Source organism: uncultured Azohydromonas sp. (assembly GCF_937926365.1).
Lineage (GTDB): Bacteria > Pseudomonadota > Gammaproteobacteria > Burkholderiales > Burkholderiaceae_C > Azohydromonas.
Genome location: NZ_CALAOH010000076.1, coordinates 1 through 17875 on the forward strand (window position 1 = coordinate 1; position 17875 = coordinate 17875).

A 17875-nucleotide genomic window follows, 5' to 3' on the forward strand; every position below is an offset into this window, starting at 1 on the left:
GTGACGCAGGACAGCCTGCGCGCGCAGATCGGCATGGTCACGCAGGACACCTCGCTGCTGCACCGCTCGGTGCGCGACAACATCGTCTACGGCCGCCCCGACGCCGGCGACGCGCAGGTGCTGGCCGCCGCCAAGCGCGCCGAGGCGCACGACTTCATCCTGGCGCTCAACGACCCGTCCGGCCGCCACGGCTACGACGCGCACGTGGGCGAGCGCGGCGTGAAGCTGTCGGGCGGACAGCGCCAGCGCATCGCCATCGCGCGCGTGATGCTCAAGGACGCGCCGATCCTGCTGCTGGACGAAGCCACCAGCGCGCTGGACTCCGAGGTGGAGGCCGCCATCCAGGCCAGCCTCTACAAGCTGATGGAGGGCAAGACGGTGGTGGCCATCGCGCACCGCCTCTCCACCATCGCCGCCATGGACCGGCTGGTGGTGCTGGACCGCGGCCGCATCGTGGAGGAGGGCGACCACCGCAGCCTGCTGGCGCGCGGCGGCATCTACGCCCGGCTGTGGGCGCACCAGAGCGGCGGCTTCATCGGCGAGGAAGAAGAGGAGACGCTGCACGTGCTGCGTCGCGCCGACGACGACGCCGACGAGGAAGCGGCGCAGCGGCCGACGGTCTGAGCCCGGCGCCCAGTGCCCAGCGCCCAGCGACGCTGGCGCGCCGTTGCATGGCTTACGGCCCGTTGCCCTGAGTCAACTCCGGTAACCTCAATCCCGATCGGTCATATCCGAAGTCCGGGTCGTACTCCCCGCATGGCCTTCGGGCTGATTCCATGTCGTTGTCCATGTCCACGTCCGTCGCCACCCCGTCCGTTCCGCTGTCTTGCCGTTGGGTTGTCTCGCCGTGGCATGCCGCTTCCTACAGGCGAGGTCAAGGCGGCCGGTCATGAGCGCCGCCCTGCCGGGGCCCTGGCTGGGCACCTCGATCCGGCGCCAGATGCGCCTGGCCGTGGCCGCCGCGGCCATGCTCGCGGCGCTGCTGCTGGGGGCGGTGGAGGTCTCGCGCGGGCTGCTGGACAACCGGGCGCAGATGCGCACCGAGTCGCTGAGCGTGGCGCGCATGCTGGTGCATCACCTGCGCGCGGCGCTGGTGCTGGACGACCTGGGTGCGGCGCAGGTGGTGCTGGAGGGCCTGTCGGAGCGGCCCGAGGTGCTGGGCGCGCTGCTGCTGGACGACAGCGGCGTGGCGCTGACGGCCTACCGCCGCAGCGGCCCGGCGCAGGACGCGCGCTGGCAGTCGGCGCTGCGCGCGCGCGCCGCCGCGCTGGAACTGCGCCCGGGCATGGGCCACGTGCTGGAGCAGGGCTGGAGCGGGCAGGTCAGCCGGCACGACATCGTGCTCGACGGCTACCGCGCCGGGCAGCTGGTCATCGAATCGGACCTGGGCGGGCTGTGGGCCGTCGCGGCGCGGCACCTGGCGGCGTCGCTGGGGCTGGCGGCGCTGGCCGCCTGCGGCGCGGTGCTGATCTCGGCGCGGCTGCGGCGCAAGCTCATCGACCCGGTGCAGCGGCTGTCCGAGGTGATGGACCGCGTCACCCGCGAGCACCGCTACGACCTGCGCGTGCAGGAGGGCGCGCCCGATGAGCTGGGCCGCCTGGTGCGCGGCTTCAACACCATGCTGCGCGAGATCCAGCAGCGCGACGCCGCGCTGGCGCGCCAGGCCAGCCTGCTCGAAGCCACCGTCGCGCAGCGCACCGCCGAGCTGCGCCAGGCCAAGGACGCCGCCGAGGCCGCCAGCCGCGCCAAGAGCGAGTTCGTCGCCAACATGAGCCACGAGCTGCGCACGCCCATGAACGGCGTGCTGGGCATGCTGGACCTGCTCATGGAGACGCCGCTGTCCCCGCACCAGAGCGATTTCGCGCGCACCGCGCGCGCCTCGGGCGAGTCGCTGCTGTCCATCCTCAACGACGTGCTGGACCTGGCCAAGATCGAGGCCGGGCGCCTGACGGTGGAGAGCGTGCCCATGGACCTGGGCCAGGTGGTGGAGGAGAGCGTGTGCCTGTTCGGGCCCATGGCGCAGGGCAAGGGGCTGGAGCTGCTGTGCGGCATCGACCCCGGGCTGCCCGCCCGCGTGCTGGGCGACCCGCTGCGGGTGCGGCAGATCGTCTCCAACCTGGTGTCCAACGCGCTGAAGTTCACCGCCCACGGCGAGGTGGCGGTGTGGCTGCGCGGCTGCGGCGACGCTGGCGCCGAGGGCGTGCCCACGCACTTCGAGGTCGAGGTGCGCGACACCGGTCCTGGCATCGCGCCGGAGGTGCAGGCGCGGCTGTTCACCGTCTTCACCCAGGCCGACAGCTCCACCACGCGGCGCTTCGGCGGCACGGGGCTGGGGCTGAGCATCAGCCAGCACTTGGCGCGGCTCATGGGCGGCGAGATCACGCTGCGCAGCCGCGCGGGCGAGGGCGCCGTCTTCACCTTGCGGCTGCCGTTGCGCCCGCTGGCGGCGGAAGGCGGTCTCACGTCGCGGCCGCCCGGCCTGCCGGGGCTGCGCGTGCTGCTGGTGGAGGACAACGACGCCAGCCGCGACATCCTGCTGGGCTGCCTGGCGCAGTGGGACGTGCAGGCCGAGGCGGTGCGCGACCCCACCCAGGCGCTGGCGCGGCTGGCACAGGCGGCGGGGCGTGGCGAGCGCTGGGACCTGCTGCTCACCGACCACCACGGCCCCGAGCTGGACGGGCTGAGCCTGGCGCGCGCCGTGCACGCGCAGCCCGCCTGGCGCGGCCTGACGGTGGCGGTGCTGAGCTCGCTGGCCAGCGCCGATGGCGACGCCGCCAGCGGGGGGCCGGTGCGCTGGCTGTCCAAGCCCGTGCGCCGGCAGGCGCTGCACGAGTTGCTGTGCTCGCTGCACATGCACGAGCAGGTTGCGGCGCCGGTGCCGGCGCCGGCGCGTCCCGCGCTGGCCACCGCCGCGCTGCGCGTGCTGCTGGCCGAGGACAACGAGGTCAACCGGATCCTGGCGCAGGCGCACCTGGAGGCGCTGGGCTGCGAGGTGACGCTGGCGGCCAACGGCGTGGAGGCCCTGCAGCGCTGGCAGGAAGGGCATCACGACCTGGTGCTGATGGACTGCCAGATGCCCGAGCTCGACGGCTACCAGGCCACGCGGCGGCTGCGCAAGCTGGAGCAGGCGCAGCCCGGGCGGCCGCGCACGCCCATCGTGGCGCTCACCGCCAACGCCATGGAAGGCGACCGCGAGCGCTGCCTGGCCGCCGGCATGGACGACTACCTCAGCAAACCCTTCACGCGCGAGGGGCTGGGCGCGGTGATGGAGCGCGGCATCGCTCGCGCCCGGGCGCATGGCGGTGGTGGCGCGGCGCCGCACGCGCAGTGCTGGGCCGCGGCGGCTTGACCCCATACCCGGGATCGCGTTTTTGCCGCACTGCACAATACGCGGCTCGCGGCGCCGGCAGCCGCATGTCACGCAAGCGGAGGGAAGCCATGCGGTACGTCGTGTTCAACCAGAAGGGCGGGGTGGGCAAGTCCACCATTGCCTGCAACCTGGCCGCCATCAGCGCGCACCAGGGCTTGCGCACCCTGGTGCTGGACCTGGACCCGCAGGGCAACTCCACGCACTACCTGCTGGGCGACGGGCTGGCGGAGGGCGACGGCCGGCACCTGGGCCGCTTCTTCGAGTCGGTGCTGAGCATCTTCAACGAGCGCCCGCTGGCGGAGTACGTGGTGTCCACGCCCTTCGAGAACCTGGAGCTGCTGGCCTCGCACCCGATGCTGGAGGAGCTGCAGGGCAAGCTGGAGTCGCGCTACAAGATGAACAAGCTGCGCGACGCGCTGGCGGTGCTGGCCCCCAGCTACGACCGCATCTACATCGACACCCCGCCGGCGCTGAATTTCTATACGCGCTCGGCGCTGATCGCCGGCAGCGGCTGCCTCATTCCCTTCGACTGCGACACCTTCTCGCGCCGCGCGCTGGACGCGCTGCTGGCGAGCATTCAGGAGATCCGGGCCGACCACAACGCGGCGCTGCGCGTGGACGGCATCGTCGTCAACCAGTTCCAGCCCCGCGCCAACGTGCCGCAGCAACTGGTGCAGCAGCTCATCGACGACGGGTTGCCGGTGCTGCAGCCCTACCTCAGCGCCTCGGTGAAGATCCGCGAATCCCATCAGCGCGCCCAGCCCATGGTGCACCTGGACCCGCGGCACAAGCTCACGCAAGAGTTCCAGCGGCTGCACGAGGCGCTGCCGGGGTGAGGAGCGAAAGCAAAGCGGTTGGCGTTGGCCGAAGCTGACGCGGCCCGCCTCTTACTTCGTCATTCCCGCCCCCACCACCCTCCACACCACATTCCCCACGTCGTCCGCCACCAGCAGCGCGCCGCGGTGGTCGATGGCCACGCCCACCGGGCGGCCCTGGGCGTCGCCCTGGCCGTTGAGGAAGCCGCCGAGCACCTTGCGCGGGTCGCCCGCCGGGCGGCCGTCGCGGAAGGGCACGAACACCACCTCGTAGCCCGAGGGCGGCTTGCGGTTCCAGCTGCCGTGCTCGCCCACGAACATGCCTTCGCGCAGCGTCGGCGGCAGCGCCGTGGCGCCGCCGCCCCAGGCCAGGCCCAGCGCCGCCACGTGCGCGCCCAGCGCGTAGTCCGGCTTCACGGCCTTGGCCACGGCCTGCGGATTCGCCGGCCGCACGCGCCGGTCCACGTTGTCGCCCCAGTAGCTCCAGGGCCAACCGTAGAAAGCCCCCTCGCGCACCGAGCTCAGGTAATCGGGCGCCAGGTCGTTGCCGATCTCGTCGCGCTCGTTGACCACCGTCCACAGCGCGCCGGTGGCCGGCTCCCAGGCCAGGCCATTGGGGTTGCGCAGCCCGGTGGCATAGAGCCGCTTGCGACCGCTGGCGCGGTCGATCTCCCAGATCGCCGCGCGCCCCTCCTCGGCCTGCAGCCCGTTCTCCGCCACGTTGGAGTTGGAGCCCACGGTGGCGTAGAGGGTGCGGCCGTCGCGGCTGGCGATGAGGTTCTTGGTCCAGTGGTGGTTGAGCGGGCCGCCGGGCAGGTCGGTGAGCTTCTCGCCGGCGGCGGTGATGCGTGTCTGGCCGGCCTGGTACGGGAAGCGCATCACCGCGTCGGTGTTGGCCACGTACAGCTCGTTGCCCACCAGCGCCATGCCGAAGGGCGAGTTCAGGCCCTCCAGGAAGGCTGACTTCGTCTCCGCCACGCCGTCGCCATCGGCATCGCGCAGCAGCGTGATGCGGTTGGCGCTGGGCACGCCGGCGCCGGCCTTGGACATGGCCTGCTTCATGAACCAGCCCTTGAGGCCCTTGTTGTCCTGCGGCTTGGGCGGCGCGTTGGTCTCGGCCACCAGTACGTCGCCGTTGGGCAGCACGTGCAGCCAGCGCGGGTGCTGCAGCCCGGTGGCGAAGGCGCCCACCTGCAGCCCCGGCGCCGCCGCCGGCTTGGCATCCGCCGGCCAGCCCACCGCGGGCGCGATGTCCACCGTGGGAATGAACTTCTTGCGCGGCGGCGGCAGCGTGGGATCGGGCCCGGTCAGCTCGGCCGGCGTCAGGCGGGGGGCGTCGCCTACACAGGCCGTCACCAGCGCGGTGGCGGCAGCGGCCAGGGCCAGCAGGGCAGGGCGCAGGGTCACGGCGGGCCTCCTTTGGGCAATGCGGTCGGTGCTCCCCGTGGCTTGGGCAAGTCTCGGGCCGGCCCAAGGGCGCAAGGCGTGCGGTTGTGCCGCTGTCCCGGGCGGCAGTACCGGCCGGTGAAACATCTTGTAAGTGCGGCGCGGCAGACTCGCGGGTTGGCTCCCCAACCTTCTTTTCCCGCAGTCCCGAGGCTCCCCATGCGCGTTTGCTTCATCCACCAGAACATGCCGGCGCAGTTCCGGCACCTCATTGGAGCGCTGTTGCAGCGGGGCGACGAGGTGCTGGTCGTGGGCGAGCGCGGGGCCGTGGAACGCTGGGGCATGCGCCATCCGCGCCTGAGCATCTTCGGCTACGGGCTGCCCAAGGCCGAGCAGTTCGCCGCCACGCCGGCGCACCTGCGCGAGCTCGACGGGCAGATCGCCCGCGGCCGGGCCGTGGCGCGCGCGCTGCAGACCTTCAACGCCAAGGGCTTCAGGCCCGACCTGATCGTGGTGCACCCGGGCTGGGGCGAGGCCATGTTCATCCGCGCCGAGTGCCCGGACACGCCGATGCTGGGCTACTGCGAGTTCTTCTACCGCGCACGCGGCGCCGACGTGGGCTTCGACCCCGAGTACCCCACCAGCACCGACGGCCTGGCGCGGCTGCAGTTGCGCAAGACGCCGCACCTGCTGGCGCTGGACGACATCGACGCCGGCGTCTGCCCCACCGAGTGGCAGCGTGCGCAGTTCCCCGCCGACTGGCAGCACAAGCTCAGCGTGGTGCACGAGGGCGTGGACACGCGGCTGGTCAAGCCCGACGCCAAGGCCGGGTTCGAGTGGGGCGATCTCAAGCTGCGCCATGGCGACCCGGTGGTGACCTACGTCGCGCGCAACCTGGAGCCCTACCGCGGCTTCCACGTCTTCATGCGTTGCCTGCCGGCGCTACAGGCGCGCGCGCCCGAGGCGCGCGTGGTGATGGTGGGCGGCGACGACGTCAGCTACGGCCAGCGTCTGCCCGAGGGGCAGAGCTACCGCGCGCGGCTGCAGGCCGAGCTGGGCGACCGCGTGGACTGGTCGCGCGTGCACTTCACCGGCAAGCTGCCCTATGCGCAGTACCTGAAGCTGCTGCAGGTCTCGGCCGTGCACGCTTACCTCACGTACCCCTTCGTGCTGTCGTGGTCGATGCTGGAAGCCATGGCCAGCGGCTGCGCGGTGGTGGGCTCGCGCACGGCACCGGTGCAGGAGGTGATCGAGCACGGCCGCAACGGCTGGCTCACCGACTTCTTCGACCCCGAGGCCCTGGCGCAACAGCTCGCCCAGGTGCTGCACGGCGGCGCCGAGGTGCAGGCCGCGCGCGAGGCCGCGCGCGCCACCGTCGTGCAGCGCTACGACCTGCTCACCCGCTGCCTGCCCGACGGGCTGAAGCTGCTGGAGCGGGTGGCGGCGCGGGGCCGCGCCGGCCAGGCGGCGTGAAGCAGGCTCAAGCACGGACACCGGCCCGGGCCGCGCGCGGCGGACTTGTTCGTGGTCTGAGCCGCCTCGGGGGATAAACCTCCCGGGTGGCAGGAGAAAGCGACTACCGCCCGGCACACACTCTTCCCATGTCCCGCCCGCGGCCAGGGTGTGAGATTGCGGCCCATGGCACATCTCCATACCTCCCCGTGCGGCGTCTTCGCCGCGGGCGCGCGCGGAAGTGCATCGCGCGGCGGCCGTTCCGGTGTCGTCGCTTTCCAGGGCGCGCAGTTCGTCCTCGGCGCGTCCTACGTCCCGGACTTCAGGCCCGGCCTCGGCGGCGACGTGATCTCGCTGCGCCGCCTCTACGCCGAGCTCGCGCCCGCGGGTTGCGACGGGCGCCACCCGTTCATCGACCGCTGCCGCTTGGCGCGCGACGGCCTGCGCGTGGTGCAGGTGGGCGCCGGGGTGCTGGGCGGCAACAGCTGGCTGCGGCTGCGCCAGTCGGGCGCCGACCTGATGGTGGAGGCCGACACCGGGGCCAAGCCCAACGGCGCGGTGTACCGCCCGGTGCTGGTGCTGCGCGGCGTGAGGCTGGCGCAGATCGTTCCGCAGAACTTCGACCCGCCGCTGCGCCTGGGCGGCACGCTGGTGCGCGCCGAGCGCGCCGCGCACCGCGTACGCGCGCAGACCCATTTGCCACGGCGGGAAGAGCGGGCTTGCGCGGCCGCGGCCTGAGCCGCCCTTGAGACGTGCCACAACCAGCCTTGCCCGGCCGCCCCTCCGGTTTGTGCGCTGTTACTGAAACAGCATGTGAGAATCACAAAGTTGTTGTTAATGCCGGAATCTGCCGGCAACTCCGGCCATGCCTACCTATTACGGTTCGAACACCCCCGAAACGCTGGCGGGGGGCGCCGGCGGTGACACGCTGTACGGCTACGACGGCGCCGACACGCTCTACGGCGGCGGCGCGGGCGACTACATCGACGACCGCAGCAGCGGCAACGTCATTTACGGCGACCGCTACGCCACGGCGCCGCAGGAGCGCGCCGACGCCGGCAACGACACCATCCTGGCCGGCCTGGGCAACAAGGTCTTCGCCGGCGGCGGCAACGACGCGGTCATGGCCGACGGCAGCTCCACCATCGACGGCGGGCTGGGCGCCGACACCATCACCTCGCTGGGCGGCACCAACGTGGTCTATGGCGGGCTGGGCGCCGACCTGATCCGCGCCAACGGAACCATCCACACCGACGACAACGACGCCGCCACGGCTCTGGAAGGCGGCGACCGCGTGGTGCTGTCCTACGCCGACCGCGTCGCCCACGGCATCTACGACGTGCGGGACTTCAAGCCCGGCGCCGGCGGCGACGTGCTGTCGCTGCACGAGCTCTTCGCCGACCTCGCGCCGGCCGGCTACGACGGCCTGAACCCGCTCATCGACCAGGACCGCTTCAAGCTCGACGGGACCCGCACCGTGCAGTCCGCCGCCGGCGTGCTCGGCGGCGCGAGCTGGCTGCGGCTGCGCCAGTCGGGCAGCGACCTGCTGGTGGAGGTGGACGCCACCGGTGGCCTGGACGGCTCGGTGTACGCCACCGTGGCGGTGCTGCGCGGCGTGGGCCTGGCGCAGCTCACGGCGCAGAACTTCGACCCGCCCTTCAGGCTTGACGGCGTGGTCATGCACGCCAGCGTCACCGGCACGGCCGGCAACGACCGGCTGTTCCTGCTCGACGGCAACGACACCGTCAGCGCCGGCGCCGGCAACGACGTGGTTCACGCCACCTTCGGCAACGACAGCGTGGACGGCGGCCTGGGCAGCGACACGCTCTACGGCGGCTTCGGCAACGACACCCTCGTCGGCGGCGCGGCCGACGGCAGCGTGGACCAGCTCCACGGCGAGGCGGGCAACGACCTGCTGCGCGGCGTGGGCCGCATCAATGCCGACGGGGGCGCGGGCGCGGACACGATTCTGTCCGGCACGGGCGACGACACGCTCAGCGGCGGCGACGGCCAGGACAGCCTGTCGGGCGGCGCCGGCAACGACTACCTCATGGGCGGCGAGCAGGACGACCGGCTCGACGGCGGCAGCGGGCGCGACTACCTCAGCGGCGACGGCGGCGACGACCGCCTCTGGGCCGGCGTGAGCAAGGTCGTCTTCGGCGCCACGCGCAACGACGTCAGCTACACCGTCATCGCTACCGACACCGCGGGCGACTACCTCCACGGCGGCGCCAACAACGACACCCTGATCAGCGGCGCGGGCAACGACACGCTCGACGGCGGCGAGGGCCAGCTCGTGGCCTTCGCCAGCGGCGGCGACGACCAGATCGTCACCAGCGCGTACTACAACAGCAGCGGCCACTACGTGGACGCCGGCGCCGGCAACGACAGCATCAACGTCGGCGGCTCCTCCACCATCTTCGGCGGCGATGGCGACGACCGCATCGTGCTGCACGACGACGGCAACAAGGTGAACGCCGGCGCGGGCAACGACCTGGTGGACCTGGAGGAGTGGAGCAGCAGCCATGCCTCCGGCGTGATCACGCTGGGCAGCGGCGCCGACCTGGTGGAGCTGTCGCTGCGCGCCTACGAAGCCGGGCGCGTGCCGGCGCGCATCACCGACTTCTCGGTGGCCGACGGCGACCGGCTGGACCTCACCAGCGTGCTGGGCCGGCTGCAGGAGCTGGGCTTCGACATGCGCAACCCCTTCACCGGCCGCTGGCTGCGCCTGGCGCCCACGAGCACCGGCAGCACGCTGGTGCAGGCGGACCTCAGCGGCCCGGCCAACGGCGCCCAGTGGGTCAGCATCGCGCGGCTCGACGGCGTGCTGCCCGGGGCGCTGGACCAGGCCAGCTTCGTGTACGACCTGGACCCGCAGGGCGACACGGCCGCCCGCACGTCCAGCGGCAGCACCGGCCACGACACCCTCGTGGGCGCCGACGGCGCCGACAGCCTCTCGGGCTCCAGCGGCAACGACCTGCTCGACGGCGCCTTCGGCGGCCATGACACGCTGCGCGGCGGCGAGGGCAACGACACGCTGTTCGGCTTCACCGGCAACGACCTGCTCGATGCCGGCGGCGGCGACGACGTGGTCCTGGGCGGCTTCGGCAACGACACGATCCTCGGCGGCGAGGGCAACGACCAGGGCTGGTACGGCCAGACCTACAAGGGCCGCTACTACAGCGTGAGCGGTCTCCATGGCGAGTGGGGCCGGGACTCCATCGACGGCGGCAATGGCGACGACTACCTTGACGGCGGCAGCGGCAACGACACGCTGCTCGGCGGCGGCGGCAACGACTACATCAACGCCAACAACGCGCCCGCCAACGGCGACACCACCGACAACGACTCTGCCAGGGGCGGCGACGGCAACGACTACCTCGTCGGTGGCAGCGGCAACGACACGCTGCGCGGCGACGCGGGCAACGACCAGCTCGTCTACACCGGCGCCTGGAGTGGCGGCAGCGCCGCGCTCATCGACGGCGGCGCCGACGACGACAACGTCCACGTCAGCTACGCCGGGGCCAGCACGGTGCTGGGCGGCACGGGCAACGACACCATCAGCTTGAGCTACGACAGCACCGGCGTGAAGGTGGACGGCGGCACGGGCGACGACTCCATCTGGGCCGCGAGCTGGGAGCACGACGCGGCCACCCTCACCGGCGGCGCGGGCAACGACACCCTCGTGGTGGGCGGCGACGCGCTGGTGATCGACGCCGGCAGCGGCGCCGACCTGATCGACCTGGCCTACAGCCACAACGCCTCCGGGCGCATCACCACCGGCGCCGACGCCGACGTGGTCAAGCTCTCGGTGCAGACGCTGGAGAACGGCCACAAGTCCAGCGTCATCACCGACTTCACCCCCGGCGCCGGCGGCGACAAGCTCGACCTCTCGCCCGTGCTGGGCCGCCTGGCGCAGCTCGGCTTCAACTATGCCGACCCCTTCGCCGGCGGCTGGCTGCGGCTGCGGACCGCCAGCAACGGCACCGACACCGTGCTGCAGGTGGACCTCAGCGGCCGGGCCAACGGCGCCCAGTGGCTGACGCTGGCGACGCTGCAGGGCGTGCTGCCGTCGGCGCTGGACCTCAGCGCCAACTTCATCCCGCCCCTGGGCGGCGGCGGCGTGCTCATCACCGGCACCGACGCCGCCGAGTCCTTCAGCGACACGCTGCCCGAAGGGGGGCCCAACACCACGCTGGGCAACGACACCGTGCACGGCGGCGGCGGCAACGACCTGCTCGACGGCAGCAGCGGCGGCGCCGACCGGCTCTACGGCGACGCGGGCAACGACACGCTCTTCGGCTTCAGCGACGACGACCTGCTCGACGCCGGCGCGGACCACGACGTGGCTTTCGGCGGCTTCGGCAATGACACCCTCCTGGGCGGCGACGGCGACGACCAGTCGGGCTACTACGAGGTCTACAAGGGCCGCGGCTACGCCGGCACGGGCCTCCACGGCGAGGAGGGCAACGACCTCGTCGACGGCGGCGCGGGCAACGACTACCTCGACGGCGGCAGCGGCGACGACACGCTGCTGGGCGGCACGGGCGACGACTACATCAACGCCAACACCGCGCCCGCCAACGGTGACACCACCGACAACGACTCCGTCAGGGGCGGCAACGGCAACGACTACCTTTACGGCGGCAACGGCAACGACACCCTGCGCGGCGACGCGGGCAACGACCAGCTCGTCTACACCGGCGCCTGGAGTGGCGGCAGCGCCGCGCTCATCGACGGCGGCGCCGACGACGACAACGTCCACGTCAGCTACGCCGGGGCCAGCACGGTGCTGGGCGGCACGGGCAACGACACCATCAGCTTCAGCTACGACAGCAGCGGCATGACGGTGGACGCCGGGGATGGCGCCGACAGCATCTGGGCCGCGAGCTGGGAGCATGACGGGGCCACCCTCATCGGCGGCGCGGGCAACGACACCTTCGTGGTGAGCGGCGACGCGCTGGTGATCGACGCCGGCAGCGGTGCCGACTTCATCGACCTGGCCTACGGCGACAACGCCGCCGGGCACATCACCACCGGCGCCGGCACGGACACGGTGCGGCTGTCGCTGCGGGCGTTGGAGTACGGCTACCACGGCGCCAGCGTCATCACCGACTTCACCCCCGGCGCCGGCGGCGACAGGCTCGACCTCTCGCCCGTGCTGGGCCGCCTGGCCGAGCAGGGCTACGACTACGTCAACCCCTTCACCGGCGGCTGGTTGCAGCTCGCCGCGTCGGACACCGGCACCGACACGCTGCTGCGGGTCAAGCACGCCGAGTCCGGCGGCACGCCCCAGTGGCGCACCCTGGCCGTGCTGCTCAACACCAGCCCGCTGGCCTTCACCGCGGCCAACTTCGTGGACGACATCTCGCCCACGGGCTTCGCCCTGGGCCAGACGATCACGGGCACCGCCAAGGCCGACTCCCTGGCCGGCGCCGACGGCCACGACAGCGTCTCCGGCGGCGACGGCAACGACCTGCTCGACGGCGCCTTCGGCGGCCACGACACGCTGCGCGGCGGCGAGGGCAACGACACGCTGTTCGGCTTCACCGGCAACGACCTGCTCGATGCCGGCGGCGGCGACGACGTGGTCCTGGGCGGCTTCGGCAACGACACGATCCTGGGCGGCACGGGCAACGACAACGCCGGCTACTACCAGACCTACAAGGGCCGCGGCTACGGCGTCAGCGGCCTCCACGGCGAGGCCGGCAACGACTCCATCGACGGCGGCGACGGTGACGACCACCTCGACGGCGGCACCGGCAACGACACGCTGCTCGGCGGCGGCGGCAACGACTCCATCAACGCCAACGCCGCGCCCGCCAACGGCGACGCCACCGACAACGACTCCGCCAGCGGCGGCGATGGCAACGACTACCTCGCCGGTGGCAGCGGCAACGACACGCTGCGCGGTGACGCGGGCAACGACTACCTCAGCTACACCGGCGACTGGAACAGCGGCAGCGCCGCGCTCATCGACGGCGGCGCCGACCACGACTACATCAGCGTCAGCCTCGCCGGGGCCAGCACGGTGCTGGGCGGCGCGGGCAACGACACCATCAGCTTCACCTACGCCAGCAACGGCATGACGGTGGACGCGGGGGAGGGCGCCGACAGCATCTGGGCCGCGAGCTGGGAGCACGACGCGGCCACCCTCATCGGCGGCGCGGGCAACGACACCCTCGTGGTGGGCGGCGACGCGCTGGTGATCGACGCCGGCAGCGGTGCCGACTTCATCGACCTGGCCTACGGCGACAACGCCGCCGGGCTCATCACCACCGGCAGCGGCGCCGACGTGGTGCGGCTGTCGGTGCGCAGCCTGGAGTACGGGCATGCGGCCAGCGTCATCACGGACCTCACCACCGGCACCGGCACCAGTGCCGACAAGCTGGACATCTCGCCGGTGCTGGGCCGGCTGTGGGAGCTGGGCTACGACTACGGCAACCCCTTCACCAGCCAATGGCTGCGGCTGCGGGTCCAGGGCACCGACACGCTGCTGCAGGTGGACCTCAGCGGCCCGGGCAACGGCGCGCAGTGGACCACCCTGGCGCAGCTGCGCAACACCGTGTTCCCCGTGTCCGGCAACACCCGCCTCGTTGCGGCCAATTTCGTGGACCTCATCGCCCCCACGGGCAATACCAAGGTGGTCAACGACGCTGGCACCATCACGCCCGACACGCTCGTCGGCAACGATGCCAACGACAGCCTCGGCGGCGCGGGCGACAACGACCTGCTCGACGGCGGCTTCGGCGGCCGGGACACGCTGCGCGGCGGCGAGGGCAGCGACACGCTCTTCGGCTTCAGCGGCAACGACCTGCTCGACGCCGGCCTGGGCAACGACGTGGTCTTCGGCGGCTTCGGCAACGACACCCTCCTCGGCGGCGCGGGCGACGACAACGTCGGCTACTACCAGACCTACAAGGGCCGCTCCTACGGTGCCTCGGGCTTGCACGGCGAGGAAGGCAACGACTCCATCGACGGCGGCGATGGCGACGACCACCTCGTCGGTGGCAGCGGCAACGACACGCTGCTGGGCGGCGCTGGCAACGACGTCCTCGACGCCAACAGCACGCCCGGCCGCGGCGACCTCACCGACCACGACTCGGTCAGCGGCGGCGACGGCGCGGACAACCTCTACGGCGGCAATGGCAACGACACGCTGCTCGGCGGCGTCGGCAACGACCACCTCAACTTCTCCGGCGCCTGGGACGTCAGCTTCGCCGCGCTGGTGGACGGCGGCGACGACAACGACACCATCAACCTCAGCCACGCCGGGCGCAGCACGGTACTGGGTGGCGCGGGCGACGACGTCATCTCGCTCACCTACGGCAGCACCGGCCTGATGGTGGACGGCGGCGACGGCGACGACAGCATCTGGGCCGCGAGCTGGGAGCACGACACCGCCACCCTCATCGGCGGCCTGGGCAACGACACCATCGTGGCCGCCGGCGACGCGCTGGCGATCGACGCCGGCGCGGGCAACGACCTGATCGACCTGGCCTACAGCCACAACGCCTCGGGCCGCATCACCACCGGCGCCGGCGCCGACGTGATCACGCTCTCGCCGCAGAGCGTGCGCTACGGCCATGCCGCGCCGCTGATCCTGGACTTCACGCCCGGCGCCGGCGGCGACCGCTTCGACCTCGCGCCGCTGCTGTCCAGCCTGGGCCTGTCCTCGTCCAGCGACCCCTTCGCCAGCGGCCACCTGCGCCTGACCGCCTCGGGCACCCACACCCTGATCGAGGCCGATGCCGATGGCAGCGCCAACGGCGCGAGCTTCCTGGCGCTGGCGACGCTGCAGAAGGTGGCGCCCTCGGCGCTGACCGCGGCCAACTTCGTGCAGGCGCTCACGCCGAAGGTGAGCGCCAACGCGTCCGCGCCGACGGCACAGAACGACAAGACGGTGGTGCTCCTGGAAGACGCCAGCTCCACCGCGCTGGGCCTGAGCAAGCCCACCGACCCCGACGGCGGCACGCCCGTGATCCGCGTCGAGGCGCTGCCTTACTACGGCACGGTCAAGCTGTCCAACGGCGTCAGCGTGGCGGTGGACCAGGTGCTGACCGCGACGCAGCTCACCGGGCTGCGTTTCACGCCCTGGGCCGACGCCAACGGCGACCTGGGCACCTTCCGCTACACCGTGGCCGACAACGACGGCAGCGTGATCGCGCGGCTGGTGCAGTTCCAGGCCACGCCGGTCAACGACGCGCCCACGCTCAGCCTGGGCGAGTTCACCTACGTGGACAGCGGCCAGCAGTCCTTCACCCTGGACCTGGACGACTACGCCCACGATCTGGAAACCGACGGCCAGCTCAGCTTCGCCGTGTCGTCCGCCGGCGGCCAGCCGCTGCCGGCCTGGCTGAGCTATGACGCGGCCACGCACGTGCTCTCGGGCAGCGCGCCCTATGCCACCACCACGACCTGGAGCGTGCAGGTCCAGGTCACCGACCCGCAGGGCCTCGCCACCACGGGCAGCTTCACGCTCAAGCCGGCCGGCTACGACAGCCAGTACGGCACCAGCGGCGTCGACACGCTGCTGGGCAGCTCGGGCAACGACAACCTCCACGGCTACGCGGGCGCCGACCGGCTCGAAGGCCGCGTCGGCGACGACGTCCTCAACGGCTACGAGGGCGCCGACAAGCTCTACGGCCAGGAGGGCAACGACTGGCTGGACGGCGGCACGGGTGACGATGCGCTCTCCGGGAGCCTGGGCGACGACACCCTGATCGGCGGTGACGGGATGGATACGCTCAGCGGCGGCAGCGGCCGGGACGCGTTCCGCTTCACCGAGGCGCCCAACGCCGCCACCAACGTGGACACCCTCAACGGCTTCCTCGCCGCCGACGACCGGCTGGAGTTCAGCGGCGCGGTCTTCGCGGCGCTGGGGCCTTACGGTGCGTTGGCGTCCGGCGCCTTCGTGAAGGGCACGGCGGCGAAGGACGCCGGCGACCGGCTGATCTACGACCAGGCGGGCGGGCTGCTGTACTACGACGTCGACGGCACCGGTGCCGCGGCGCAGACGCTGGTGGCCAAGCTCACGCCCGGCACCGCGCTGTCGGCGGCGGACCTGTTCGTGGTGTGAGCGGGGCGCGGTGGCTGGGGCTCAGCCCCCGTGCATCGCGGCCCACGCCGCGTGCAGCCGCGCCACGCCTTCGCGCAGCTTGTCCGGCGTCTCGGTGGTGAAGCTTAGGCGCAGGCGGTCGCGCGGCGCGGCCTCGGCGTAGAAGGCGTCACCGGGCACGAAGGCCATGCCCTGCTCCAGCGCCAGGGGCAGCAGCGCGCGCGTGTCGGTGCCGTCGGTGAAGCGCGCCCACACGAACATGCCGCCCTCGGGCTCGCGGAACTCCAGCGCGGCGCCGAAGGCCTCGCGCAGCGCCGCGCACAGCGCGCGGCGGCGCTCGCGGTAGGCGGCGCGCACGCGTGCCAGGTGCGGCTCCAGCCGGCCGCTGTCCAGGTAGCGCGCGGCGATCTCCTGCGTGAAGGAGGGCGTGTGCAGGTCCATGGCCTGCTTCACGCGCGCCGCGCCTTCGGCCAGCGGCCGCGGCAGGATCAGCCAGCCCAGGCGCAGCCCCGGCGCCACCGCCTTGGACAGCGTGGAAGTGCGCCCGCACCAGTCGCGCGCGCCGGGGATGTCCTGCGCCAGCGCCGCCAGTCCCGGCAGTTCCTGGCCCTCGGTGCGCAGCACGCCGTAGGGGTCGTCCTCCAGCACCAGCACCCCGTGGCGCGCCGCCCACTGCAGCAGCCACCGGCGCCGGCGCAGCGACAGCGTGGCGCCGGAGGGGTTGGCGAAGGGCGTGACCAGGTAGACGAGCTTGGGCTTGCGCGGCAGCTGCATCGTCTCCAGCGCCTCGACGCGGGCGCCTTCCTCGTCCTCCTCCAGCCCGATGCAGCGCGCGCCGGCCAAGGTGAAGGTCTGGAGCGCGGCGAGGTAGCCGGGGCGCTGCATCACCACCACGTCGCCCTCGTCCAGCAGCAGCCGCGCCACGATGTCCAGCGCCTGCTGCGAGCCGGTGGTGACCAGCAGCGAGCGCCCGGCCAGCGACAGCCCGGCCGCGCGCTCGCGCGCTTCCAGCGCGGCGCGCAGCGCGGGCTGGCCCTCGGTGAGGCCGTACTGCAGCGCGGCGGCGGGCGACTGTTCCAGCACGGCCTGGGTGGCGGCGCGCACGCCGTCCACGTCGAACAGCTCCGGGGCGGGCAGGCCGCCGGCCAGGGAGATCACCCGGGCCTGCTGCGCGGCGCGCAGCAGCTCGCGCACGTCGGAGCTGCGCAGCGAGGCGGCATGGGTGGACAGGGCGTAGGCGGGGGCGGCTTGGTGGCTCATGGCGTTGCGGTGTGGAAGAGGCTTGCGGTCGGGCCTGGAAGGCTAGGGCGGGCGCGCCGGGCTGTCCCGGTACGGTGGCCGCAACGGCCGGACGCACTGTTTGGCGCGAGGACCGCAACAGTTGGGCGAGGGCGGCGTGATTGAATCGATGGACACCGTTCGGGCTGAGCCTGTCGAAGCCCTCTGGCCCGGGTAGGCCTGCAGGCCCTTCGACAAGCCTGTCCTGAGCCTGTCGAAGGGCTCAGGGCGAACGGACAAGAACATCACCATTGCCGCCATGTTCACCCTCGCCAAGGACACCGCCGTTCCGCTGACCGAGCAGATCGTGCGCCACTACGCGCAGCGCATCGACGACGGGGCGTTGCTGCCCGGGGCGCGGCTGCCCTCGGTGCGGCAGCTCGCGGCGCGGCTGGAGGTCAGCGTGCACACCGTGCTGGTGGCGCTGGACCGGCTGGCCGGCATGGGCTACGTCGCCTCGCGGCCCGGCGCGGGCTACTTCGTGCTGCGCCCGGCCGGCCGCGCGGCGGCCGAGCC

Annotated in this window: 9 protein-coding genes; 7 read left to right on the forward strand and 2 right to left on the reverse strand. The window is 72.5% G+C overall.

The features are described 5' to 3' along the window. The 3 genes from Q0741_RS07755 to Q0741_RS07765 all read left to right on the forward strand — a co-directional run. Nucleotides 1-624, forward strand: a 624-nt coding sequence (locus Q0741_RS07755; protein WP_298232621.1) for an ABC transporter ATP-binding protein, incomplete at its 5' end; no start/stop codon positions are given. Between the two features lie 265 nt (nucleotides 625-889). Then, nucleotides 890-3349, forward strand: a complete 2460-nt coding sequence (locus tag Q0741_RS07760; RefSeq protein WP_298232622.1) for a response regulator — start codon at nucleotides 890-892, stop codon at nucleotides 3347-3349. Nucleotides 3350-3438: 89 nt separating this feature from the next. Continuing rightward, nucleotides 3439-4206, forward strand: a complete 768-nt coding sequence (locus tag Q0741_RS07765) for a ParA family protein (protein WP_298232623.1) — start codon at nucleotides 3439-3441, stop codon at nucleotides 4204-4206. Nucleotides 4207-4257: 51 nt separating this feature from the next. Here the strand turns inward: Q0741_RS07765 and Q0741_RS07770 are convergent, their stop codons facing one another. Continuing rightward, complete coding sequence (locus tag Q0741_RS07770; RefSeq protein ID WP_298232629.1) at nucleotides 4258-5586, reverse strand: sorbosone dehydrogenase family protein; 1329 nt, start codon at nucleotides 5584-5586, stop codon at nucleotides 4258-4260. Between the two features lie 204 nt (nucleotides 5587-5790). Here Q0741_RS07770 and Q0741_RS07775 point away from each other — a divergent pair, with 204 nt between their 5' ends. The 3 genes from Q0741_RS07775 (at nucleotide 5791) to Q0741_RS07785 (ending at nucleotide 16102) form a co-directional block, all read left to right on the forward strand. Next, on the forward strand, nucleotides 5791-7044 hold the full coding sequence (locus tag Q0741_RS07775) for a glycosyltransferase family 4 protein (RefSeq protein WP_298232624.1): 1254 nt from the start codon (nucleotides 5791-5793) through the stop codon (nucleotides 7042-7044). A 165-nt stretch (nucleotides 7045-7209) separates the two neighbouring features. Beyond that, complete coding sequence (locus tag Q0741_RS07780; protein WP_298232625.1) at nucleotides 7210-7761, forward strand: hypothetical protein; 552 nt, start codon at nucleotides 7210-7212, stop codon at nucleotides 7759-7761. 127 nt (nucleotides 7762-7888) lie between these two features. Beyond that, entirely contained in the window at nucleotides 7889-16102 is an 8214-nt protein-coding gene (locus tag Q0741_RS07785) for a type I secretion C-terminal target domain-containing protein (RefSeq protein WP_298232626.1), read from the forward strand. A 21-nt stretch (nucleotides 16103-16123) separates the two neighbouring features. On the opposite strand, the gene Q0741_RS07790 is transcribed toward Q0741_RS07785, so the two are convergent. Then, nucleotides 16124-17341, reverse strand: a complete 1218-nt coding sequence (locus Q0741_RS07790; protein ID WP_298232627.1) for a PLP-dependent aminotransferase family protein — start codon at nucleotides 17339-17341, stop codon at nucleotides 16124-16126. A 277-nt stretch (nucleotides 17342-17618) separates the two neighbouring features. Between Q0741_RS07790 and Q0741_RS07795 the strand changes: the two genes are divergently transcribed. Next, the coding region (locus tag Q0741_RS07795; protein WP_298232628.1) for a winged helix-turn-helix domain-containing protein at nucleotides 17619-17875 on the forward strand (257 nt) is incomplete at its 3' end.